The 22,441-nt window shown below is 65.8% G+C and carries 20 protein-coding genes, 1 tRNA gene and 1 other RNA gene; 14 read left to right on the forward strand and 8 right to left on the reverse strand.

Annotated elements, in window-relative coordinates:
• Positions 1 to 6 precede the first annotated feature (6 nt).
• Entirely contained in the window at positions 7 to 282 is a 276-nt protein-coding gene (locus QM701_RS15205) for a hypothetical protein (protein ID WP_415167870.1), read from the reverse strand.
• A gap of 111 nt (positions 283 to 393) precedes the next feature.
• On the opposite strand from QM701_RS15205, the gene QM701_RS15210 reads away from it, so the two are divergent.
• Together QM701_RS15210 and QM701_RS15215 are read left to right on the forward strand one after the other, a co-directional pair.
• Positions 394 to 726 (forward strand): DUF134 domain-containing protein, encoded by a 333-nt coding sequence (locus tag QM701_RS15210; protein ID WP_415167871.1) that lies wholly within the window; start codon positions 394 to 396, stop codon positions 724 to 726.
• A 17-nt stretch (positions 727 to 743) separates the two neighbouring features.
• Positions 744 to 1,562 carry a NifB/NifX family molybdenum-iron cluster-binding protein gene (locus QM701_RS15215; protein WP_415167872.1) on the forward strand — a complete coding sequence of 273 codons (819 nt, stop codon included), beginning with the start codon at positions 744 to 746 and terminating at the stop codon, positions 1,560 to 1,562.
• A gap of 25 nt (positions 1,563 to 1,587) precedes the next feature.
• On the opposite strand, the gene ssrA is transcribed toward QM701_RS15215, so the two are convergent.
• Positions 1,588 to 1,918, reverse strand: a transfer-messenger RNA (tmRNA) gene (gene ssrA, locus QM701_RS15220).
• Positions 1,919 to 2,084: 166 nt separating this feature from the next.
• Between ssrA and groES the strand changes: the two genes are divergently transcribed.
• From groES to QM701_RS15235, 3 genes are all read left to right on the forward strand, one after another.
• Positions 2,085 to 2,375 (forward strand): co-chaperone GroES, encoded by a 291-nt coding sequence (groES, locus tag QM701_RS15225; RefSeq protein WP_415167873.1) that lies wholly within the window; start codon positions 2,085 to 2,087, stop codon positions 2,373 to 2,375.
• A 73-nt stretch (positions 2,376 to 2,448) separates the two neighbouring features.
• Positions 2,449 to 4,098 (forward strand): chaperonin GroEL, encoded by a 1,650-nt coding sequence (gene groL / locus QM701_RS15230; RefSeq protein WP_415167874.1) that lies wholly within the window; start codon positions 2,449 to 2,451, stop codon positions 4,096 to 4,098.
• A gap of 182 nt (positions 4,099 to 4,280) precedes the next feature.
• Positions 4,281 to 4,356, forward strand: a tRNA-Phe gene (locus QM701_RS15235).
• A gap of 45 nt (positions 4,357 to 4,401) precedes the next feature.
• On the opposite strand, the gene QM701_RS15240 is transcribed toward QM701_RS15235, so the two are convergent.
• The 3 genes from QM701_RS15240 to QM701_RS15250 are packed head-to-tail and all read right to left on the reverse strand — an operon-like array spanning position 4,402 to position 7,877.
• Positions 4,402 to 5,826 (reverse strand): MFS transporter, encoded by a 1,425-nt coding sequence (locus tag QM701_RS15240; protein ID WP_415167875.1) that lies wholly within the window; start codon positions 5,824 to 5,826, stop codon positions 4,402 to 4,404.
• 15 nt (positions 5,827 to 5,841) lie between these two features.
• The gene (locus QM701_RS15245; protein WP_415167876.1) at positions 5,842 to 6,981 is read right to left on the reverse strand and encodes an iron-containing alcohol dehydrogenase; all 1,140 of its coding nucleotides are present in this window, start codon (positions 6,979 to 6,981) and stop codon (positions 5,842 to 5,844) included.
• Between the two features lie 17 nt (positions 6,982 to 6,998).
• On the reverse strand, positions 6,999 to 7,877 hold the full coding sequence (locus QM701_RS15250; protein WP_415167877.1) for an AEC family transporter: 879 nt from the start codon (positions 7,875 to 7,877) through the stop codon (positions 6,999 to 7,001).
• A gap of 191 nt (positions 7,878 to 8,068) precedes the next feature.
• Between QM701_RS15250 and QM701_RS15255 the strand changes: the two genes are divergently transcribed.
• Positions 8,069 to 9,139 (forward strand): Gfo/Idh/MocA family protein, encoded by a 1,071-nt coding sequence (locus QM701_RS15255; RefSeq protein WP_415167878.1) that lies wholly within the window; start codon positions 8,069 to 8,071, stop codon positions 9,137 to 9,139.
• Here the strand turns inward: QM701_RS15255 and pyrF are convergent.
• Complete coding sequence (gene pyrF, locus QM701_RS15260) at positions 9,123 to 9,938, reverse strand: orotidine-5'-phosphate decarboxylase (RefSeq protein WP_415167879.1); 816 nt, start codon at positions 9,936 to 9,938, stop codon at positions 9,123 to 9,125. The genes QM701_RS15255 and pyrF overlap by 17 nt on opposite strands.
• A 159-nt stretch (positions 9,939 to 10,097) precedes the next feature.
• Here pyrF and QM701_RS15265 point away from each other — a divergent pair, with 159 nt between their 5' ends.
• From QM701_RS15265 to QM701_RS15300, 8 genes are all read left to right on the forward strand, one after another.
• The gene (locus tag QM701_RS15265; RefSeq protein WP_415167880.1) at positions 10,098 to 14,507 is read left to right on the forward strand and encodes an MG2 domain-containing protein; all 4,410 of its coding nucleotides are present in this window, start codon (positions 10,098 to 10,100) and stop codon (positions 14,505 to 14,507) included.
• Positions 14,417 to 15,211 carry a hypothetical protein gene (locus QM701_RS15270; protein ID WP_415167881.1) on the forward strand — a complete coding sequence of 265 codons (795 nt, stop codon included), beginning with the start codon at positions 14,417 to 14,419 and terminating at the stop codon, positions 15,209 to 15,211. Before QM701_RS15265 ends, QM701_RS15270 begins: the two co-directional genes overlap by 91 nt.
• A gap of 92 nt (positions 15,212 to 15,303) precedes the next feature.
• Positions 15,304 to 15,822 carry a hypothetical protein gene (locus QM701_RS15275; protein ID WP_415167882.1) on the forward strand — a complete coding sequence of 173 codons (519 nt, stop codon included), beginning with the start codon at positions 15,304 to 15,306 and terminating at the stop codon, positions 15,820 to 15,822.
• Positions 15,815 to 16,483 carry a PspA/IM30 family protein gene (locus tag QM701_RS15280; RefSeq protein WP_415167883.1) on the forward strand — a complete coding sequence of 223 codons (669 nt, stop codon included), beginning with the start codon at positions 15,815 to 15,817 and terminating at the stop codon, positions 16,481 to 16,483. Before QM701_RS15275 ends, QM701_RS15280 begins: the two co-directional genes overlap by 8 nt.
• A gap of 116 nt (positions 16,484 to 16,599) precedes the next feature.
• A complete protein-coding gene (locus QM701_RS15285; protein WP_415167884.1) occupies positions 16,600 to 17,295 on the forward strand; it encodes an OB-fold-containig protein in 696 nt (231 codons plus the stop codon).
• A gap of 21 nt (positions 17,296 to 17,316) precedes the next feature.
• A complete protein-coding gene (locus QM701_RS15290; RefSeq protein ID WP_415167885.1) occupies positions 17,317 to 18,969 on the forward strand; it encodes a flotillin family protein in 1,653 nt (550 codons plus the stop codon).
• A 92-nt stretch (positions 18,970 to 19,061) separates the two neighbouring features.
• On the forward strand, positions 19,062 to 19,301 hold the full coding sequence (locus tag QM701_RS15295; RefSeq protein WP_415167886.1) for a hypothetical protein: 240 nt from the start codon (positions 19,062 to 19,064) through the stop codon (positions 19,299 to 19,301).
• Between the two features lie 102 nt (positions 19,302 to 19,403).
• Entirely contained in the window at positions 19,404 to 20,648 is a 1,245-nt protein-coding gene (locus QM701_RS15300; RefSeq protein ID WP_415167887.1) for an anion transporter, read from the forward strand.
• A gap of 24 nt (positions 20,649 to 20,672) precedes the next feature.
• Here QM701_RS15300 and QM701_RS15305 read toward each other — a convergent pair whose 3' ends face one another.
• Positions 20,673 to 21,050 carry a Rid family detoxifying hydrolase gene (locus tag QM701_RS15305; protein WP_415167888.1) on the reverse strand — a complete coding sequence of 126 codons (378 nt, stop codon included), beginning with the start codon at positions 21,048 to 21,050 and terminating at the stop codon, positions 20,673 to 20,675.
• A gap of 80 nt (positions 21,051 to 21,130) precedes the next feature.
• On the reverse strand, positions 21,131 to 22,420 hold the full coding sequence (locus QM701_RS15310; protein ID WP_415167889.1) for an MFS transporter: 1,290 nt from the start codon (positions 22,418 to 22,420) through the stop codon (positions 21,131 to 21,133).
• Positions 22,421 to 22,441 lie beyond the last annotated feature (21 nt).

Below are 22,441 nucleotides of genomic sequence, written 5' to 3' on the forward strand. Positions count from 1 at the left end.
GCAGTCCTAGAACAGGTTGGCTATCACCGCCCGGTCGCGCTCCTGCAGCCGGGTCAGCCCCTTGATCGCTTCCTGCGTGGCGCCGTGGATGCGGCCATGTTCGAGAAAACGCTCGATGGTGTCCGGCAGCGGATAGGGAGACTCGTGCCAGTTCTCCCGAAACGACGTTTCGTCCATCCGCTCGCACCCCAGTTTTCCGGCCTTCAATCGGACGAAGCTTACGTTCACTCCGTCGCGCCGGACGACGATTGCCGTTTCATGGTTCTTGTTGGTGACGATCATGGCCGCATCGTACCAGTTTCCGCAGGCAGCATAAGCGGATATTTATGGGCATATGCCAATAAATATGCTAGAGTGCGCGCTTTGCGATGAGACGCGGCGACGATAGGAACGATGGCGAGACCTCTCAAATGCCGGCGGGTCGACTGCGACGTGCCCGCCCGCTATTTCAAGCCCCAGGGCATCCCCTTGTGCGCGCTGGAGGAAATCGAGCTGGCGCTGGACGAGGTCGAGGCCATGCGCCTGACCGACGTTAACGGCCTCTACCAGGCCGAGGCCGCCGAGCGGATGGGCGTTTCCCGCCAGACGCTCGGCGCCATCGTCGCCCGCGCGCACGAGAAGGTTGCGCGGGCGATCCTGGAAGGCAAGGCGCTGCGCATCGAGGACAAGGCCGCCGCGGCGATGAATCCTCCCGAAATGCCCGCCGATTCCCAGGACACGCTTTGAAAGGACAATGAACAGTCATGAAGCTTTGCATCCCCGTACGCATTCCCAACGGCCTCGACTCGTGCGTCGAACCGCACCTGCCCAACGCCGAGCATCTGCTTTTTTTCGATACCGACACCCGTGACATCCGGCATGTCGCGCTGCGCGAACACCTGGACGGCCCGGCCGAGGTGCCGCAGTTCGATGCCGTCCTGTGCGGCAGCGTCGACAAGGCCACCAAGGACGCCCTGGTCGAAAAGGGCATCGTGGCGTTCGGCACCGACGCCGCCACGGCGGGCGAGGCGATCGCCGAATTCGAAATCGCCAATCCCGCCGCCGCGCCGGCGGGCGGCTGCGGCCACAGCGGCGGGCATGCCGCCGGGGGCTGCGGCGGCGGCGGTCACGGCTGCGACGGCAAGGGCGGTTGCGGTGGGAAAAAACATGGCGAAGAGCACGAACACAAGGAAGGCGGCTGCGGGTGCGGCGGTCACGACCGGCCTCAGGACGCTATTTCCCGGAAAATGCGGGCGGATGCGCTGCGGATCGCCGTCAGCAGCCAGAACCGCAGGACGATCACCGATCATGCGGGCCGTTGCCGCAAATTCTGGGTATACGAAATCCGCGGAAACAGGATCGACAACAAGACGCTGCGCGAACTGACGCTGGAGCAGACGCTGCATTCCTCGCAGCTGGGGGACGATCACCCGCTGGACGACGTGCATGTGATGATCACCGCCGGCATGAGCCCGTTCCTCTACCAGCGCCTGCAGCGCGGCGGCATCAAGCCCTTCGTAACCGAGGAAGCCGATCCGGACAAGGCCGTCCAGATGCTACTCGACAAAGTGGCGCACGCCTGACACGGCGCCCGTCGGACGCCGCAAATGACGACGGGGACCGAAGTCCCCGCCGGCTTTTCTTTGGTGACAAGGCTCAAGCAGCCTCGGCAGCGGCCTTAAGCGGCCATTGCAAAACGCTCATCGTTGGCGTTTATGGATTTGCGCGGATTACGTCCGTCGCCTCTCGGGTTGCCTGCGCACCTTCACCCGCCCTGTCGAAACCAATACACCCCCACCCGAACGCACTCCGGCCGAATACGCTTGGGTGGAGGTGGCGGGAGTCGAACCCGCGTCCAGAACGTCTCCAGTTTGCCGGAATTACAACCATGGCCCAAGTATGGGGCGGCCTCCCCTTTTTTTCAAGAGCGATGATTCCGGCCGAGGATTTTTATTTCCGTGCCCTTGAAAACTGAGGGGCACGCCCCTATTATTAGCACTCGACTTCTGTGAGTGCTAATAATTCGACGCGCCGGTACGCCGGCCGCCAGGTGGATTGTTGGCGGTTTGTTGAAAAACCCAGTGCTTTAACCAAGGAGAAAATGCATGAAAATCCGTCCTTTGCATGATCGCGTGATCGTCAAGCGCCTCGAAGAGGAGCGCAAGACCGCTTCCGGAATCGTCATCCCCGACAATGCCGCGGAAAAGCCCGATCAGGGTCAGGTGATCGCGGTCGGCCCCGGCAAGCGCGATGAAAACGGCAAGCATGTCGCAATGGACGTCAAGGCCGGTGACCGCATCCTGTTCGGCAAGTATGCCGGCCAGACCGTCAAGGTCGACGGCGAGGAACTGCTCGTCATGCGCGAGGAAGACATCATGGGTGTGGTCGAGGGCTGAGCGCACGCCGCCAGAAAAACCTCGAGTGTCTTAACCCAATCCATTCCAACATCGAATTCTCAGGAGTATTCCAATGGCAGCAAAAGACGTTAAATTCGGCGATTCCGCGCGCACCCGCATGGTCGAGGGCGTGAACATCCTGGCTGACGCGGTCAAGGTCACCCTCGGCCCGAAGGGCCGCAACGTGGTGCTCGAGCGTTCCTTCGGCGCGCCGACCGTGACCAAGGACGGTGTCTCGGTCGCCAAGGAAATCGAACTGAAGGACAAGTTCATGAACATGGGCGCGCAGATGGTCAAGGAAGTCGCTTCCAAGACCTCCGACATCGCCGGCGACGGAACGACCACCGCCACCGTGCTGGCCCAGTCGATCGTGCGCGAAGGAATGAAGTACGTGGCCGCCGGCATGAACCCGATGGATCTGAAGCGCGGCATCGACAAGGCCGTCGCCGCCACCGTCGATGCGCTGAAGACGCTGTCCAAGCCCTGCTCGACGAGCAAGGAAATCGCCCAGGTCGGCTCGATCTCGGCCAACTCCGACTCCTCGATCGGCGACATCATCGCCGAGGCCATGGAAAAGGTCGGCAAGGAAGGCGTCATCACCGTCGAGGACGGCAAGTCGCTGAACAATGAACTCGAAGTCGTCGAAGGCATGCAGTTCGACCGCGGCTACCTCTCGCCGTACTTCATCAACAACCCGGACAAGCAGATCGCCATCCTGGAAAATCCGTACGTCCTGCTGTTCGACAAGAAGATCTCGAACATCCGCGACCTCCTGCCGGTGCTCGAACAAGTCGCCAAGGCCAGCCGTCCGCTGCTGATCGTCGCTGAGGACGTCGAAGGCGAAGCGCTGGCGACCCTGGTGGTCAACAACATCCGCGGCATCCTGAAGACCTGCGCGGTCAAGGCCCCGGGCTTCGGCGACCGCCGCAAGGCCATGCTGGAAGACATCGCCGTCCTGACGGGCGGCCAAGTCATCGCCGAAGAAGTCGGCCTGACCCTCGAGAAGGCGACGCTGGCCGAGCTCGGCCAGGCCAAGCGCATCGAAGTCGGCAAGGAAAACACCACGATCATCGACGGCGCCGGCGCCGCCGCCAACATCGAAGCGCGCGTCAAGCAGATCCGTCTGCAGATCGAAGAGTCGACCTCCGACTACGACAAGGAAAAGCTGCAGGAACGTGTCGCCAAGCTGGCCGGCGGCGTCGCCCTGATCAAGGTCGGCGCGGCCACCGAAGTCGAAATGAAGGAGAAGAAGGCCCGCGTCGAAGACGCGCTGCACGCCACCCGTGCCGCCGTCGAGGAAGGCATCGTGGCCGGCGGTGGCGTCGCGTTGCTGCGCGCCCGTGCCGCCATCGGCGATCTGAAGGCCGACAACCACGACCAGGAAGCCGGCATCAAGATCGTCCTGCGCGCCATCGAGCAGCCGCTGCGTGAAATCGTCGCCAATGCCGGCGACGAGCCGTCCGTCGTGGTCAATGCCGTGGTCAACGGCAAGGGCAACTTCGGCTTCAATGCCTCGACCGGCGAGTACGGCGACATGGTCGAGATGGGCGTCCTCGATCCGACCAAGGTCACCCGCACCGCGCTGCAGAACGCCGCTTCGATCGCCGGCCTGATGCTCACGACCGACTGCATGGTCGCCGAGCTGGTCGAAGACAAGCCGGCCCCGGCCATGCCTGGCGGCATGGGTGGAATGGGCGGCATGGGCGGTATGGACATGATGTAATGCCCGGCGGCGGGAGCTGAAACTCTCGCCGATTCGCGCCTGTTTCAGGAGAGCCCCGCATGATGTTCCATGCGGGGCTTTTTCTATTCATTTTGTCTTCGCGCGGTCGCTTTGGATGGATCGCCGGAAGTTGCGAATTTTTGACGTAAACAGAACGGCTCGCTATAATGCGCAGCTTCTTTGGCCAGTTAGCTCAGTTGGTAGAGCAGCGGATTGAAAATCCGCGTGTCCGTGGTTCGATTCCGCGACTGGCCACCAGAGAATCTTGAGGGCTTGACCGAAAGGTCAGGCCCTCGTCGTTTTCTAGTCCAGCAAAGTGTCGTTCTTGCCGGCGTCCGGCCGCGACTCCGGTGCCGTGCGCAGGCGCATGGTGCTGAAAACGCCGGCGATCGCGGCGAAGCCGGCGGCCAGTCCCAGGGCGATGGTCGGGCCCTGTCCGTTGTGGGGGTCGGCGAGGCTGAAGATGATGGCGACGATGACGGCGCCGAGCGTCTGGCCGGTCAGGCGGGCGGTGCCGAGCATGCCGCTGGCGCCGCCGGAACGGTGCATCGGCGCCGAGGTGACGATGGTGTGGTTGTTCGGGGACTGGAAGAGGCCGAAGCCGATGCCGCAGACGACGAGGCGCCAGACGATGTCGGCGTCCGCCGGCGCGCCCGGCAGCAGGGCGACCAGCGCCAGCCCGAGCGACAGGACGCCGAGGCCGACGCCGCCGAGCGTTCCGTCGGGGATGCGGCCGATGGTGCGGCCGACCAGCGGCGCGATGGCGACGATCGCCAGCGGCCAGGCGGTGATCAGCGCGCCGGCCTGCAGGGGCGTGCGTCCGTAGGCATCGAGCAGGAGAAACGGCAGGGCGACGTAGGACAGCATCTGAGCGGTGAACGCCGTCACCGAGGTGCACATGGACAGCGCGAATACCGGGATGCGCATCAGGTCGACGGGAAACACCGGGAGCGGCTGCCGCGCCTGCCGCCGCAGGTAGAGGATGCCGACGGCGATGCCGAGGAGCAGCAGGCCGGCGCCCGAGATCGACGTTCCCGCCGCCAGCGACCCGCGCGCGCCGAGGGTGTCCACGCCCAGGAAAATCAGGGAGAACATCAGGGCGTTGAGCAGCACGTCGATCCACGACAGCCTCGTCTTGCCGTTGCCCTGCGGATTGCGCGGCAGCGAGCGGTATCCCAGGACGAGCACGACGATGCCCAGCGGCAGGTTGACGGCGAACAGCCACGGCCACGAGGCGACGGAGAGTATGCCCGCAGCGAACGAGGGGCCGGCGACCGAGGAGGCGGCGACGGCCATCGAGTTGATCGCCACGCCGCGCCCGAGCTGGTCCTTGGGATAGATCAGGCGGATCAGCGCCGCGCTGACCGACATGATGCCCGCCGCGCCCAGTCCCTGGATGGTGCGCGTCGCCGTCAGCGCGGAGAGCGAGGGGGCGAAGGCGCAGCCGAGCGAGGCCAGCGTGAACAGCAACAGCCCGCTCAGGTAGACGCGCCGGTATCCGATGAGGTCGCCCAGCGCGGCGCACGGCAGCAGGAACGCCAGGATGGCGATCTGGTAGGCGTTGATCACCCAGATGGCTTGCGCGGCGCTGGCCTGGAGATCGCGGGTGATCTGCGGCAGGGCGAGGTTCACGATGGTGCCGTCCAGCACCGACATGGCGGTGCCGAGGATGACCACCGTCATCGCGTAATAGCGCGCCGGCGTCGGGAGCCCGTCGCTGGAAAGCATCAGTCTCGGCGGGCGCTACAGCGCCTTGCCGGTGAACACGTCGCGCAGCAGCCCGCGCATGTCCGCAGCCGACACCGGCGTCGGGTTGAAGCGGGTCGCTCCCTTGAGCGAGTTTTCGACCAGGGTGTCGAATTCCGCCTCGAACGCGTCGGCCGGCACGCCGATCTTCGAGAAGGCGTCGGGGATGCCGATCGCCCGGTTGAGCGCGAGCACGGCCCTGGCCAGATCGTCCGTGCCGATGCGGCGGGCGAGGTAAGCGTAGCGCTCCCTGGCCCAGGCGTCGCGGCTGTTGAAGCGGATCACGTGCGGCAGCGCGACGGCGTTGAGCAGGCCGTGGCCGAGATCGAAGCGCCCGCCGAAGGCGTGCGCGATGCCGTGGTCCATGCCCGTGCCGATGTTGGAGAAGGCGCAGCCGGCCATGCATTGGAAATGGTGCACCTTCTCGCGCGAATCGATGTCGCCGTTGACCACCGACGCTTCGAGATGCGCGAAAAGCCCCTCGACCGCGCCGGCCGCCAGACTGCTGGAGAACTCCTCCACGCCCGGGTTGGTGAAGCACTCGATGGCGTGGGTGAGCGCGTCGATGCCCGTCTCGGCGGCGACGTGGCGCGGCATCGACAGCGTGATCTCGGCGTCGAGGATCGCCATGTCGGGAATCAGTGCCGGCGTCTTGCCGCCGATCTTGAGATTTTCCTCGGGGAAGGTGAGCACGGCGAACTGCGTCACCTCCGAGGCCGTGCCGGAGGTGCTGGGGATGCAGACCAGGCGGATGCCCGGCCGCTCCTGCGGCAGTCCGGCCTTGAACGCCGCCTCGATGCCGAGGCCGGGATGCGCGTAGAACAAAGCCATCAGCTTGGCGGCATCGAGCGCCGCGCCGCCGCCGACGCCGATCACCGTGTCGGGGCGGAATTCGCGCATCGCGGCGACGCCCCGGTAGACCACGGCCGGCCAGGGATTGGCCGGCACGCCGCCGTGCACGCAGCAGGTGGCGCCGGCCTCGGCCAGCAGGGCTTCGATCCTGCCGATCGTGCCGTTGGCGAACATCGATTTGCCGCCGGTGACGATGAACGCGCGTTTCGCGGGCAGGGAGCGCAGGCAGGCCAGCGAGCCGCGCCCGGTGACGATGGATTGGCCGTGGAAGCGAAGTTCTTTCATGGGAAGCGCCTTTCGGTTCAGAACGCGAGATACAGGGACAAGGGCACGAAGAAGATCGAGGCGATGTTGCCCACCACGACGATCGCGGACACCAGCCCCGGTTCCTGTTGGTAGCGGTCGGCGAAGATGTAGTTCATCACCGCCGGCGGCAGCGCCGCGTAGAGCAGCAGCACGCCCTGCAGCTGCGGCGACAGCGGCAGCAGACGCACCAGCGGCCAGGCGACGACCAGCCCGGAAAGCGGGCACAGCACGGCACCGACCAGCCCGATGCTCCAGCGCTCGACCTTGAAACTGGCGAAGCCGACGCCGACGGTGAACAGGCCGAGCGGGATGGCCGCGTCGCCGAGCAGCCGGGTGCTGGAGGCCAGCCACTCGGGCAGGGTAAAGCCGACCAGGCTGGACACCACGCCGCCGATCATCGCCCACAGCATCGGTCCGCGCAGGATGCCTTTCACGCTCACGTCGGGCGCGCAGATGCGGATGCCGAAGGTGAAATGCGCCAGGCTGAAGGTCATGAACAGCGCGACGGCGGCCGGCAGCATTTCCGGGCCGAAGGCCAGCAGCGTGAGCGGCAGGCCCATGTTGGCGACGTTGGTGAACATCATCGACGGGACGAAGGCGCGCGGATTGTAGTCGAGCAGCCGCGCGGCGCCCCAGGCGATCAGGCCGGAGCCGACGAGCACCAGTATGCCGCCGCCGATCAGCGGTAGGAAGCCGCGGATGTTGAAGTCCTTCGACGCCATCGCGGTGTAGATCAGCAGCGGATACAGGAGATCGGTGCTCAGCCGGTTGATCCAGGTCATGTCCGGCTTCTGCAGGCGGGCGTAGGCATAGCCCATGGCGGAGATGATCAGCACCGGGGTGATGATGCCGATGATGCGCAGCGCGAGTTCCATAAGAGGCGGGAAATCCGCGTGGTCAGGTGACCACGCCAAAAAATTATTGGAATTCGTTCGGGAACCCGGACAAGTCTACAGGATCGACGGCCTTTCCGGGCAGAAATCGCGTCTTGCCAAGGCGGCGGCGGGACACTACGATCGGCCCCTCGTCGGCCATTTCGGCCGCACAGCCAGCAGGAGCGCGCATCATGAAACCACTTTCGGGAACCCTCGGGTTCGGACTCGTCGGCACCGGCGTCATCGCCCACAACCACGCCCAGGCCATCCTTGCACTGGCCCGGCAGTACGATCTCCAACTGGTCGGGGTACTTGGCCGCAGTGCGGCGAAGGCGCGCGAGTTCGCCGACAAGTACGGCCTGCCGGTGGCCTCGGACGATCCGGAGTCCTTCTTCGCCCGCCCGGACATCCACGTGGCGTGCATCCTCACGCCCAGCGGCCTGCATCTGGAACCCACCTTGCAGGCGATCCGCGCCGGCAAGCACCTGCTCGTCGAAAAGCCGCTCGAAATCGACCTCGAACGCGCCGACACCCTGCTCGACGCGGCTGACGCCGCGGGCGTCGCCGTCGAATGCATCTTCCAGGCGCGCTTCACCGAAGGCGCGCAGGCGGTCAAGGCCGCGCTGGAGGCTGGCCGCTTCGGGCGGCTGTGCCTGTGCAGCGCCTACATCAAATGGCACCGTGCCGCGTCGTACTACAGCGGCTGGAAGGGCACGCTGGCGATCGACGGCGGCGGCGCGGTGATCAACCAGTCGATCCACGCCATCGACCTGCTGCAGTGGCTGGCCGGCATGCCGTCAGAAATCTTCGCCTGGAAGACGCGGCGGGTACATTCCGGCATCGAGGCCGAGGACACCGCCTGCGCCACGCTGCGCTTCCCCGACGGCGCCATGGGTTCGATCGAGGCGACGACCGCCGCGTGGCCCGGCTGGGAGCGGCGCATCGAGATCTGCGGCGAGTCCGGCTCGGTGGCGCTGGAGGACGAGCAGGTCGTGCGCTGGGACTTCCGCGACGCGCGGCCGGAGGACGCCGAAATCCTCGCCCGGGCGGCGCAGAACACGGCGCGCACCGGCGCCGGCGCGTCCAACATCATTGGCTTCGCGGGGCACCAGCGGCAGATCGAGCAGATGGTGATCGCCCTGCGCGGCGGCGCGCCGATGCCGATCGGCGGCCGCGCCGCGCGCAACGCGGTGGCGCTGGTGCGCGCGCTGTACGACTCGGCGGAGCGCGGCGCCCCGGTGCGGATCAGCGGTAACGGTTGATCAGGTCGCGCGAGGCTTGCGCGGCCTGGCGCGCCGCCAGCGCGAAGTCCTCGCCCTTGCCGGCGTAAAGGACGGCGCGCGAGTTGTTGATGATCAGCCCGGTTCCCGCGGCGGTGCGCCCGGCCTGCACCGTCGCCTCCACGTCGCCGCCCTGGGCGCCGATGCCGGGCACCAGCAGCGGCAGGTTCCCGACGATCTCGCGCACGCGCGCGATCTCGCCCGGGAAGGTGGCGCCGACCACCAGCGCGCATTGCCCGGTGGTGTTCCATTTCGTGGCCACGAGCTCGGCCACGTGCTCGTAGAGCTTCTTCCCGCCGCCCACGTCGAGGAACTGCAGGTCGCTGCCGCCGGGATTGGAGGTGCGGCAGAGCAGGATCACGCCCTTGTCCGAGTAGGCCAGGTAGGGCTCGACCGAATCCTTGCCCATGTACGGATTGGCGGTGATCGCGTCGGCGCCGTAGCGTTCGAAGATCTCCTTGGCGTACTGCTCGGCCGTGCTGCCGATGTCGCCGCGCTTGGCGTCCAGGATCACCGGAATGTCGGGATGGTTGGCGTGGATGTGCGCGATCAGCGCCTGCAACTGGTCCTCGGCGCCGTGCGCGGCGAAATAGGCGATCTGCGGCTTGAAGCAGCAGACGAGGTCGGCGGTGGCGTCGGCGATCGCCGTGCAGAATTCGAAGATGGCGTCCGGCCGGCCCTTGAGATGCGCCGGGAACTTGGCTGGATCGGGATCGAGCCCGACGCAGAGCAGGGAATCGTTCTTTTGCCAGGCGGCGGCAAGGGCTTGGGTGAAAGTCATCGCGGGTCCTCGGAGGTGGAAAGAAGGCGTGGGCGCCATTTTCTCACCGGGCGGCGGATCGCGCACCTGCGCCGCCGGATGTCCCGGGAATAATTCTCAGCTGGCGCTAATGACGCCAGGCATTTACAATCCCCGCTGCATTTTTGCCGGAGCGTTCCCATGTCATTCCTGAACAAGACTGCAGGCCGTGCCCTGGCCGCCGTCGCGCTGGCCGTCATCCTCGCCGCGGCGGTCTTCTTCGTCGTCCGCCAGGGTTCCTCGCCGGACGACCAGGGCCTCTCCGGCGCCGGCGTGCCCTTCGAGGCGGTCGACGGCGCGCACCGCGAACTCGACGGCTCGCCCGCGCTGGCGCTCTCGTTCAGCCTGCCGCTCGATGCACGGGACGACCATGGGAAATTCCTGCAGGTGCTCGAAATGCCGGCCAGCGGCGCGCAGCAGACGGCGCCGCGCCGCCATGACGACGAAGACGAGGACGCATCCTCCGGCGAGGCCGACGCCGCCAGCAGCCGCGCGCCCGAGGACACGGCGCTCGACGGCGGCAAGCCGGTGCCCGGCGCCTGGGTGGTCGGCGAGAACCCGCGCCTGCTCTTCTTCCCGCACATCAAGCCGCAGACCCGCTACGTCGTGCGCGTGCAGGCCGGGCTGCCGGCCAAGGGCGGCGCCCAGCTCGCCGCCGAGGCGCGCTTCTCGATCCGCACGGCGGCGGTGGCGCCGGCCTTCTACTTCGCCAGCCGCGGCATGGTGCTGCCGGCGGCGCAGAACGGCGGTTTGCCGGTGACCACGGTCAACGTGCCGGAAGTCGACATCCAGTTCCTCAAGGTCAAGCCCGAGCAGCTGCCGAAATTCCTCGAACGGGTCATCGCTGGCAAGGTCCGGCCGCCCAGCGCCGCGGACGATGAGCAGAGTGAAAGCGGCGAGGGCGACGACGGCTATTACGGCAATTCGCACCTCAAGGGCGTGGTCGGCGCGTGGGAGCTCGACCAGTTCAACAAGATGACCGAGAGCGTCTTCGTCGGCCGCTTCCTGACCGAGTCGAAAGCGAACCGGCGCAGCGTCACCTTCATTCCGGTCGAGACGGTGCCGGCGCTCAAGGCGCCGGGCATCTACGTGGCCGTGATGTCGCAGCCCAACCGCTTCCGCGGCGAGTACCAGACCACCTACTTCTACGTCAGCGACCTCGGCCTGCACGTGCGGCAATACGCCGGCAAGGGCGCCGACGCCTTCGTCAGCTCGCTGACCTCGGCCAAGGGCGTGTCCGGCGTCGAAGTCAACTGGATCGGCGCCGACGGCAAGGTGCTGCTGCGCGGCGAGACCGACCGCGACGGCCGCGCCGCGTTCGCCGAACGCCCGGCGGAGGCCAAGGTGGTGATGGCTCGCAAAGGCGAGCAGATGTCGCTGATCGCCCTCAAGGAACCGGCGCTCGACCTCGCCGAGTTCGATATCGGCGGGCTGACTTCCTCGCCGGTGCGCCTGTTCGCCTGGAGCGGACGCAACCTGTACCGGCCCGGCGAACGCTTCGACGTCTCGGTGCTGGCGCGCGACGCCGACGGCATGCCGGTATCGGCGCAGCCGATCCAGGCCGTGCTGCGCCGCCCCGACGGCAAGGCGCAATGGACGGCCACCTGGCAGGCGCAGGAGAAGTTCGCCGGCTACTACCGGCAGGCGATCGAACTGCCCGCCGACGCGGCGACCGGCTTCTGGAACCTCGAACTGCGCGCCGATCCGGCGGACAAGCGGGCGAGCACCGTCATGCGCCTGGGCGTCGAGGAGTTCCTGCCCGAACGCATGAAGCTCGACCTGTCCAGCGCGGCGGGCCGGCTCGATGCCGGATCGAAGGGCTGGGAAATCGACGTCGCCGGCGCCTACCTGTACGGCGCGCCGGCCGCCGGCAACCGCCTGCTCGGCGTGGTGAACACCGAACCCGACCGCAATCCGCTGGCCAAGGCCTTGCCCGGCTTCTTCTTCGGCGACGCCGACGAGGACGGCGTCCGCTCGCGCGTCGAGCTCGACGAGGAAACGCTCGGCGACGACGGCAAGACCCGCGTCGGCGTCGACCTGTCGCCGGTGCACAAGCGCCGCTCGCCCTTTACCGTGCGCGCCACGCTGAGCCTGCTGGAAAGCGGCGGCCGGCCGGTGGTGCGCAGCATCGAGCGCACCTGGTGGCCGGCGCCGGTGCTGGTCGGCCTGCGTCCGCTGTTCGTCGGTTCCTACGCGCGCGAGGGCGCGCCGGCCGAATTCGAGATCGTGCGCGCCGACGCGGCGGCCGGCCTCAAGGCGGGCCAGGCGCTGCCGGTGCGCCTGTTCCGCGAGAACCGCGCCTACTACTGGCGCTTCGACGACAACCGCGGCTGGCATTCGGGCTTCACCGAGACCGACGAACTGGTGCTGACCACGCAGGTCGCGGTGCCGGCCGGCGGCCGCGGCAAGTTCGCCGTGCCCGTGAAGTACGGCCGCTACCGCGTCGAGGTGCTCGATCCCGATACCGGGCTGACGGCGCGTTTCCGTTTCTATGCCGGCTGGTCCGCCAAGGACGACGAAACACAGGGCGTGCGCCCCGACCGCGTGGCCCTGAAGCTCGACAAGCCGGCCTACGCCGACGGCGACACGGCGAAGCTGACGATCACCCCGCCGCACGCCGGCGAGGCGCTGATTACGGTGGAAGGCGACAAGGTGCTGTGGCTGAAACGGCTGAGCGTCGGCGCCGACGGCACGACGATCGACATTCCGCTCGACAAGGCCTGGAAGCGCCACGACCTCTACGTCACGGCGATGGTGCTGCGTCCCGGCGGCGCGGCGGACAAGAACGGCCTCGGCGCCACCCCGGCGCGCGCGCTGGGCCTCGCCTACCTGCCGCTCGAACGCGGGGCGCGCAAGCTCGGCGTCGAACTGGAGGCGCCGCAGAAAATGGAGCCCGACCGGCCGCTCAAGGTCAAGGTCAAGGTTCCCGAGGCCAAGGGCGGGAACGCGATGGTCACGCTCTCGGCGGTCGATGCCGGCATCCTCAACATCACCCGCTTCGCCAGCCCCGACCCGCACGGCTTCTTCTTCGGCAAGCTGCGCTACGGACACGACCTGTACGACGTCTACGGCCGTCTGATCGAGAAGATGGCCGGGCAGAAGGGCAAGCTCAAGTGGGGCGGCGACGCCGCGCCGAAGCCGACCAAGAGCTTGCCGAAGAAGGTGCGCCTGGTCGACCTGTTCAGCGGCCCGGTGGCGCTCGACGCCAACGGCGAGGCCGAGATTTCCCTGCCGGTGCCGGATTTCAACGGCAGCCTGCGCCTGATGGCGGTGGCCGCCAGCGGCGAGCGCTTCGGCATGCAGGAGGCGGAAGTCACTGTCGCCGCGCCGCTCGTCGTCGAACTGGCGACGCCGCGCTTCCTGTCGATCGGCGATTCGGCGCTGCTCGCGCTCGACGTGCAGAACCTCGCCGGCGCGGAGCAGGAGGTGAAGATCAAAGTCACCAACGGCGACGGGCTGGTGATCAGGAACGGCGAGCAGAAGGTCACGCTCAAGGACCAGCAGAAGCGCATCCTGCGCGTCCCCCTGGAAGCCGGCACGGCGAGCGGCCCGACCGAAGTGCTGGTGAGCATCGACAGCCCGCGCCTGAAGCTCGACCGCACCTTCCCGCTGCAGGTGCAGGCGCCGACGCCGCGCCAGACGGTGTTGAAGCGCTACGTCGTCGCGCCCGGCGAAACGCTGGAAGTCAGGGACGCCGACCTTGCCGGCCTGCTCCGGCAGACGGCGCTGGCCACGCTGTCGGTCTCCGACAAGGCGCCGATCGACGTGCGCAGCGCCGTGCAGGGGCTCCTCACGTATCCGTACGGCTGCACCGAGCAGACCACCAGCACGGCCTATCCGCACGTGTTCATCGACGAGGCGGCGGCCCGGCAGTTCGGCCTCAAGCCCTACACGCAGGCGCAGCGGGCCGAGATGCTCGACAAGGCCATCGGCCGCCTGGCCGGCATGCAGGCGCCGAGCGGCGGCTTCAGCCTGTGGGGCAACGTCTCCGAATACCAGTACTGGCTCTCGGCCTACGTCGCCAACTTCCTGCTGGATGCGCGCGAGCAGGGCTTCACGGTGCCGGCCGAGATGGAGAAGAAGGCCGTTCAACTTCCTGCTGCGCGGCCTGCAGGAAGGCGTCGCCGGCCTGCCGCGCGGGCCGCTCGCCTACAACGAGAACGCCGTGTGGCACGACTGGCGCTATGCCGGTTCCGGCCGCTTCGGCGTGCTCGCCTACGGCGCCTACGTGCTGGCGCGCCAGGGCAAGGCGCCGCTGTCCACGCTGCGCCAGATGGCCGAGGCGAGCGAGCGGGCGCACTCCGGCCTGGGCCTGGTGCACCTCGGCCTCGCGCTCAAGCTGATGGGCGACGACGGGCGGGCGCAGACCACCATCGACGCCGGCCTCAAGAAGCCGCGCCTCAACGATGCCTGGTGGGGCGACTACGGCAGCGGCCTGCGCGACGCGGCGCTCGTTCTACGTGCTGCTGCAGAAACACGGGCTCAACCCCGACGGACGCGAGAACCTCGTCACCCAGGTCGCCGGGGAACTCGAACGGAAGCGCTACCTGAGCACGCAGGAAAAGCTCGCCGTCTTCCTGCTCGGCCGCAGCTTCGCCGGCCAGGAAGCCGGCGCATGGACGGCGGAACTCACGGGCCACGACGCGCCGATCGGCGGCAAGGGCACGCAGTTCGCGGCGCTCACACCCGGCGAACTGGCGGCCGGCGTGAAGCTCAGGAACACGCACGCGGAACGCCTGTTCGTCGAGCTCAACCTGAGCGGCAACCCGGCCCGGATGCCCGAAGCCCGGCGCGACGCCTTCAACCTGAAGCGCGAGTGGTACACCGCCGACGGCCGGCCGCTCGCGGTCGGCACGAACGGGCGCGCGCTGAAGGTTGGCGAATCGCTGATCGTGCGGGTGAACGTCAAGACGCGCGGACGCTACGCCAACGCGCTCGTGGTCGACTACGTGCCGGCGGGCGTCGAGATCGAGAACGCCAATCTCGCGCAGGGCGAGCAGAACACCCTGCAGATCGCCGGCGTTGACGTGCGCCAGGCGATGCTCGACACGCGCATCAAGCACCAGGAATTCCGCGACGACCGCTTCGTCGCCGCCGTGCGCGCCGAAGGCGAGATGAACCTGTTCTACCGCGTCCGCGTCGTCACGCCGGGCAGCTTCGTCGTGCCGCCGACCTACGCCGAGGACATGTACCAGCCGATGATCTACGGGCTGGCCGGGGGAGGGGAAACCGTCCTCGTGGAGGAGCGCCGCTAGACGAGCGAAAGTGTGTGAATGCATGTGTTTACATTTGAATACGATTGGACTACATTGTGTGCGTAGCGTAAGCAGTGATTAGGAGGCTTTCCATGGCACAGATGCAGACCGTATCGATTCGCCTGCCGGATGAGGACTTTCGCTGGCTGCTCTCCATGCAGGACGGGGTGGGCAAGACGGCCAGCGAGAGATTGAGGGCGCTGATCGCGCAAGTTCGTGAACAGGAGTCGGGGTTGTCCGATCCCGACGCCTGCATGGCGTGGATGCGGAATCTCGTGCTGCCGATGGCCAATCTCGTCGCGTCCTGGGAGCGCCAGCACAAGGCGCATTCCGACCTGATGAGCGCGGTGCTGGACATCGTCCCGCGGATCATGGCCGTGCTGGTTTCCGCCCGTTCTTCTTCCGCCGGGGACGAGGACGGAGACCTGCGGGAGATCGAGGCCGCGCTGGCGCAACACTGTTTCCGCCTGTTTACGACCGTGCTGCGCGCGATGGTCACCTCCGCTCCCGCCGTTTATGACAAGGAGGCTATCGAACGCTATCTGCCGGACATCGTGGAAATCACGGAAATCATCACCACCCGACGAGAAAAGGAGAGAAGCAATGGCTGACAGTATCGCTACGCGTGTTTCCCGCATCATTGCCGGCGGTGCGCACGCCTTGCTGGACCGCGCCGAGAACATGGCGCCGGAGGTCTCCATGGCGCAGTCCCTGCGGGAGATCGAACAGGTGGTCGGCGAGGTCCGCGGCGACCTCGGCAAGGTCGAAGCCGCCAAGCATCTGGTGCTGACCCAGATCGCCCGGCTGAATTCGGAGCATGAAAGCATGGCGGAAAAAATCGAAGCGGCGTTGTCCGGCGGCCGCGACGATCTGGCGAAAGCCGCCATCGGACGGCAGGCGGACATCGAGGATCTGTTGCCCGTACTGCAAAAGTCCCTCGACGAGCAGCACGAAAAGGCGAAGGAACTGGAAAGCTATATCGTCGCCCTGTCGGCCAAGAAACGCGAACTGGAACAACTGCTCGCCGATTTCCGGGAGAGCCAGCTCACGCAACGTCCGGCCGACGCCATCGGCGGAGAGCGCGATCGTCAATCGCGCGTGGAAAATGCCGCCGCCTCGTTCAACCGCGTGCTGGTCCGCCAGACCGGCGCCAACGGGCTGGTCGGAACGGTCGGAGGCGACGCCGCCAAGCTGAAGGAACTCGCGGAGTTGCAGCGCGAGCATCGGATCAGCGAACGGCTTGCGGCGATCAAGGCGGCGCGCGGCAATTAGCCCCGGCCAGCCGTTTTGGCGGGGGCACGGGATGAACTCCCCGGCCGGAGGTGCCACGGTGCCGCCATGCCGGAAACGGTGTTCGAGACCGGCATGGCGCGGCATCCGGATCGCCAATGTGGTTTCTTCGTTTGAGAGAGCTTCTGAAAGGCGGTAACAGAACGATGAGTCTATTTCTTGCCCCTCAATCCTGGCCGTTCCTGCTCGCGCTCATCCTGCTGATCGCCATTGCCGTCATCGAGGGGCTGGCGCTGCTTCTCGGTTTCAGCATTTCCGGCTGGCTCGACGATTTCATGCCCGATATGGACGTGCCGTCGGGAGACATGGCCGGGCACGTCTTCGACGCCTGGCTCGGCTGGCTGCATCTCGGCAAGGTACCGCTGCTGGTGGTGCTGTCCCTCCTGTTGACGACGTTCGCCATGGCCGGTTTCGTGATCAACGGCGTGGCGCATTCCATCCTGGGCGAATATCCCCCCGTCTTCGCATCGGTGCCGCTGGCGTTCCTCGGGGCGCTTCCCGTCGTGCGCGCGTCCGCTGCCGCCATTTCCCGCCTCGTGCCGCGCGACGAGACCTCGGCCGAGCCGCTTGCGAACCTGGTCGGAAAGATCGGCGTCGTCATCAACGGCACGGCGCGGGTGAACTATCCGGCGCAAGCCCGCGTGAAAAACGACCATGGGCAGACGCTCTACGTACACGTCGAACCGGATGGCGAGAACCAGCAGCTAGTCGCCGGAGAGTCGGTACTGCTGGTGAAACAGATTTCCGGTGCGCGTTTCCTGGCGATCGCCAATCCGCGTCCCGATTTGCTTTGACAATCAACCAAGGGAGTAAGAATGAATCTGATCGAAATGGGTGTGCTGGCAGGTATCGCGCTCGTCGGCCTTTTCGTCGTCGGCCTGGTTTTTTCGCGCCTCTACCGCCGCTCATCGAAGGAACTGTCGTTCGTGCGCACCGGCTTGGGCGGGCAGAAGGTGGTCATGGACGGCGGCGCCATCGTGCTGCCGGTGTTCCACGAATGCGTCGGCATCAACATGAATACCTTGAAGCTGGAGGTTTCGCGCGCCGGGGCGGACAGCCTGATCACGCTGGACCGCCTGCGCGTGGATGCGGTGGCGGCGTTCTTCGTGCGCGTCATCCCCAGCGTGGAGGGCGTGGCCAACGCCGCCCAGACGCTGGGCCAGCGCACCATGCACCCCGATTCCCTGAAGGATCTGGTGGAAGACAAATTCGTCGACGCGCTGCGTGCCGCCGCGGTTTCGATGAGCATGCACCAGCTGCTCGACAAGCGGGCCGACTTCATCCAGGCCGTGCAGAACGCGGTGTCCGAGGATTTGCTGAAGAACGGCCTGGAACTCGAATCGGTCAGCCTGACGCGCCTCGACCAGACGCCGATCAAGTTTTTCGACGCCCAGAACGCCTTCGATGCCGAGGGCCTGACCAAGCTCACCCAGCAGACGCAGCAGCGGACCAAGGAACGCAACGAGATCGAGCAGGACACCGCCGTCGCCATCGCGCAGAAGAACTTCGAAGCCACCCAGCTCAAGCTGACCATCGAGAAGGACCAGACGTTTGCCACCCTGCAGCAACAGCAGGAAGTGGCGACGCGCCAGGCGCAGCAGTCGGCCGAAATCGCGAGCATCACCGCGCAGCGCGAACGCGAGGCGCAACAGGCGAAGATCGATGCGGAACGGCTGATCCAGGAAGCCGAAGTGGAGAAAAGCCGCGCCATCCGGCAGCGCCAGATCGAAGCCGACCGGGAAGTCCAGGTAGCGAAGATCGACCAGGAAAAACGCACCACGCTCGCCGACCAGGACAAGCTGATTTCCATCGCGGAAAAATCCCAGGCGCAGTCGGAAGCCGAAAGACAGGCCAACGAAGCGCGCGCGCTGGCGGCGCGGGCCGAGGAGCAGGTGAAGACGGCGCGCGAAGTGGCCGTTGCCGAGCGTGAAAAACAGATTGCCCTGGTTGCGGCCGAGCAGGACGCGCAGCAGCAGGCGATCGGCATCACGGTCGCCGCGGAGGCGGAAAAAGAGGCTGCGGAAAATCAGGCGGCGGCGCTCAAGATCAGAGCCGAGGCCCAGCAGATACAGTACCAGGTCGAAGCCAACGGTATTGAAATGCGCAATGCCGCGCTGAATACGCTGGCCGCGGAGCAGATCGCCATGCAGGTCAAGATGAAACTGCTGGAGGCCCTGCCGGGAATCATCGAAGCCTCGGTGAAGCCGATGGAACGGATCGACAGCATCAAGGTCGTGCAGGTGGATGGACTGAATCGGGGCGCCGCCGGCGAGCCGGCGGCCCAGTCCGCGGCCGGGAACGGGAATCTCGCCGAACAGGCGGTCGCGGCGGCGTTGGCCTACCGCGCGCAGCAGCCGATCCTGGATGCCGTGCTCAGCGAAATCGGCATGAAAGGCGGCGATCTCAACGGCCTCGTGGATGCCGTACGCAGGGACATCGCATCGGAGCCGGGTGCAGCGCTGGCCTGATGGCAGCGGATGCGGTTGGTTAATAGCGTCAGGAACAGGCCGGCCGTATTTCCAAGTGCTCCGGCCTTGCGTTGCAACATGGAGAGCAAACGATGACGACGGTCGATGAAAAATCGCAGGAAGCAGCAAGTGCGAACGATCCTGGCGTGTCTGGAACCGGGCGAAGGAGGCAGACTCTACAGGATGTGTTAGCGCATGGCGAAGAACCGACGGAAGAGTTTCTGGAGGAGTTCGTGGCGTTAAGGGAGGCCCCGCCAGTCTCCGACGAGGACCTCGCGGAGCAGGCGCTGAATCATCCGGGAGCAGATGGTGACGCGCGTACGCCGGAATGAGTATGCTTCGGCAGAATGTCGTGGTTGGTTGCGGCCAGCCTTTCAACCCGCCCTTGCTGTCCGTTCCGCGATATATGCGATGCTGATTGGCCGTCTGTCTCCATGCTGCAGCTGTTTCTAGATTCCGCCGAAAGCTACACGGCGATCGCCGTCTTCGTCGCCACCTACCTGTTCATCGCCGTCGGCAAGCTGCCCGGCTACCACCTCGACCGTGCCGGGGCGGCGCTGCTCGGGGCGTGCCTGATGGTCTGGCTGGGCGTGCTGTCGCTGGACGACGCCTTTGCGGCCATCGACTTCGACACCATCGCGCTGTTGTTCGGGATGATGATCGTGGTGGCGAACCTGCGGCTGTCGGGCTTCTTCGAGCTGGTCAACGAGTGGGTCGTGGTGCGCGCCCGTTATCCGCTGGTCCTGCTCGGCGCGATCGTGCTGCTGGCCGGCGTGCTTTCGGCCTTCCTGGTCAACGACACGATCTGCCTGGTGATGACGCCGCTGGTGCTGGACGTCACGCTGCGCCTGAAACGCAACCCGGTGCCGTACCTGCTGGCCGTGGCGCTGGCGTCCAACGTCGGCAGCGTGGCGACGATCACCGGCAATCCGCAGAATATGATCGTCGGCAGCCTGTCGCGCATTCCTTACGCCCGCTTCGCCCTGGAGCTCGCGCCGGTGGCGGCGGCCGGCCTGCTGCTGACGGTGGCCATGATCGCGCTGATCTACCGGCGTGAATTCCTCCACCGCGAAGGGTTCGTGGTGAAGGTGTCGCGGCCGGTGCGCTACCTGCAGCCGGTGGTGATCAAGTCGCTGCTGGTGATGGGCGCGATGATCGTGCTGTTCTTCGCCGGCCAGCCGGTGGCCAAGGTCGCCATCCTCGGCGGCGCCTACATGCTGTTTACCCGGCGCATCAAGGCGCACAAGGTCTATCGCGAGATCGACTGGCCGTTGCTGGTGATGTTTTCCGGCTTGTTCGTCGTGGTTGCCGCTTTCGAGCGCGTGGCGGTGACGCCAGGGGTGATCGCGGCCGTGGCGCGGCAGCATCTGGACGACGTGGCGGTGCTGTCAACGGTGACCGCGGTGCTCTCGAACCTGGTGAGCAACGTGCCGGCGGTGCTGATGCTCAAGTCCTTCGTCGGCAACCTCGCTGATCCCCAGCGCGCCTGGCTGGCCGTGGCGATGGCCTCGACGCTGGCCGGCAACTTCACGCTGGTCGGTTCCGTCGCCAACCTGATCGTCGCCCAGCGCGCCCAAGGCGCCGGGGTGACCATCGGCTTCTGGACCTATTTCAAGGTCGGCGCGCCGCTGACCGTGCTGACCATCCTGTTCGGTGTCGCGTGGCTGGGCAATGCGTGATGATCGGGATTTTGTCTTGAGGTTTCAGACAACCATCACCGCATCGGCTTCGACCAGTCCGCCTTTAGGCAGCGCAACGACCTGGACGACGGCGCGGGCGGGGTACGGGGCCGAAAAATATTCACCCATGATTTGATTCAGTTCCACGTAGTTCGACAAATCCGTCATGAATATCCCGATCTTGACGATGTCGCCCAGACTGCCACCCGCCGCCTGACAGATGGCGCGCAGATTCTGAAACATCTGATGACACTGCTGCGTGAATCCTTCGGCCAGCGCCCCGCTTTGCGGGATCAGGCCGAGTTGTCCCGAAACATGGACGGCTTGTCCGGTTGCGACGGCTTGTGAATAGGCACCGATGGCGGCGGGCGCCTTTTCGGTGTGGATGATTTTTTTGCTCATGCGATGTCCTTTCTTGCGTTCCGGGAGGAAGAAACGGGCGGCCTTTTGTCCGGCCGCCCGAGGTGCGATGAATGCCGCGTTCAAACCTGGGCTCTGGTGTCGCTCTTCAAGGTCATCGTCACGGCAGCGGACGCGACCAGCGCGACGATCATGAAGATGAAGGCACTGTTGTAACTGCCGCCGCTGCTCTGGATGAGGAACCCCATGATCGGCGGGGAGACCACGCCCGCCATCTGTCCGCCGAAATTCACGATGCCCGAGGCGCGGCCCATGATCTTGGTGGGAATGTGGTCCATCAGGATGCCCCAGAACATCGCCATCGCAAAGAACATGAAGAACGAAGAAATGCACTGGAACATGACGGCGGAGTTTGCATCCTCCACCGAGTAAGTCATGTACAGGAACCCGGCGCTGATGACGGACGTGGCGACGTACAGCCATTTGCGCTGGCTCTTCAGCTTGTCGGAGAAATAGCCTCCCAGCAGCGTGCCGACCGTGCCGCACAGGAAGGGAATCGCCGCCATGACTCCGGTCTTGGCCAACGAAAACTCGCGGACCTTCATCAGATAGCTGGGCAGCCATGACGAAAAGCCCCAGAACGTGATGTCGAACAGGAACCAGATCGCCGCCATCTGCCACAGTACGGGCTGGGTAAGGATTTTCATGAACGGCGTCGGCGCTTCCTGGGAAGCCGTCAGGTTGGCGCCATCGGCGACCAGTTCGTCGATTTCCTGCTGCGACATGGCCGGGTGATCTTTTGGATTATCGCGGAAGTACCAGTACATGGTGACGGCGATCAGCAAGCCGGGAATGCCCAGGGCGATGAAGACCGTATGCCAGCCAAAGGCGCCGATGATGCCGGCGGCCACGATGACTGCGAGGGCCGGCCCCAGGGTATTGACGGAGGATTGAATGGCCGTGGCGCGTCCACGCTCCTTCGAGGGGAAGTAAGCGGAAATCGTTTTCCACGACGCGGCGGGGAAACAGCCCTCGCCCACCCCGAACAGGAAGCGGATCACCAGCATGAAGGGCAGCGTCAGCACAAAACCCGTCAAACTGGTGAAGATCGACCACCAGGTGATGGCGATGGACATGACTTTGCGCGGCCCGAATTTGTCGGCGAGCCAGCCACCGGGAATCTGGAACGCCGCATAGCCGATGAAGAAAGCACTGATGATCAAACCCTGTTCCGTCGTGTCGATATTGAGATCCTTGCCGATGAAGGGCAGGGAAACGCTCATGACCATGCGGTCGAGGAACGAAAACAACCAGCCCAGCCAGATCAACAGCAGGACGGAGTAGCGGACTTTCCAGGTTTTTCCTTGGCTGGCCGCCAGCGCGCCGGCCGTGACATCGTTGCTGCTATTCATGTTTGCCTCCCGTTATTTTGA

This window comes from Propionivibrio sp. (assembly GCF_047602565.1).
Lineage (GTDB): Bacteria > Pseudomonadota > Gammaproteobacteria > Burkholderiales > Rhodocyclaceae > Propionivibrio.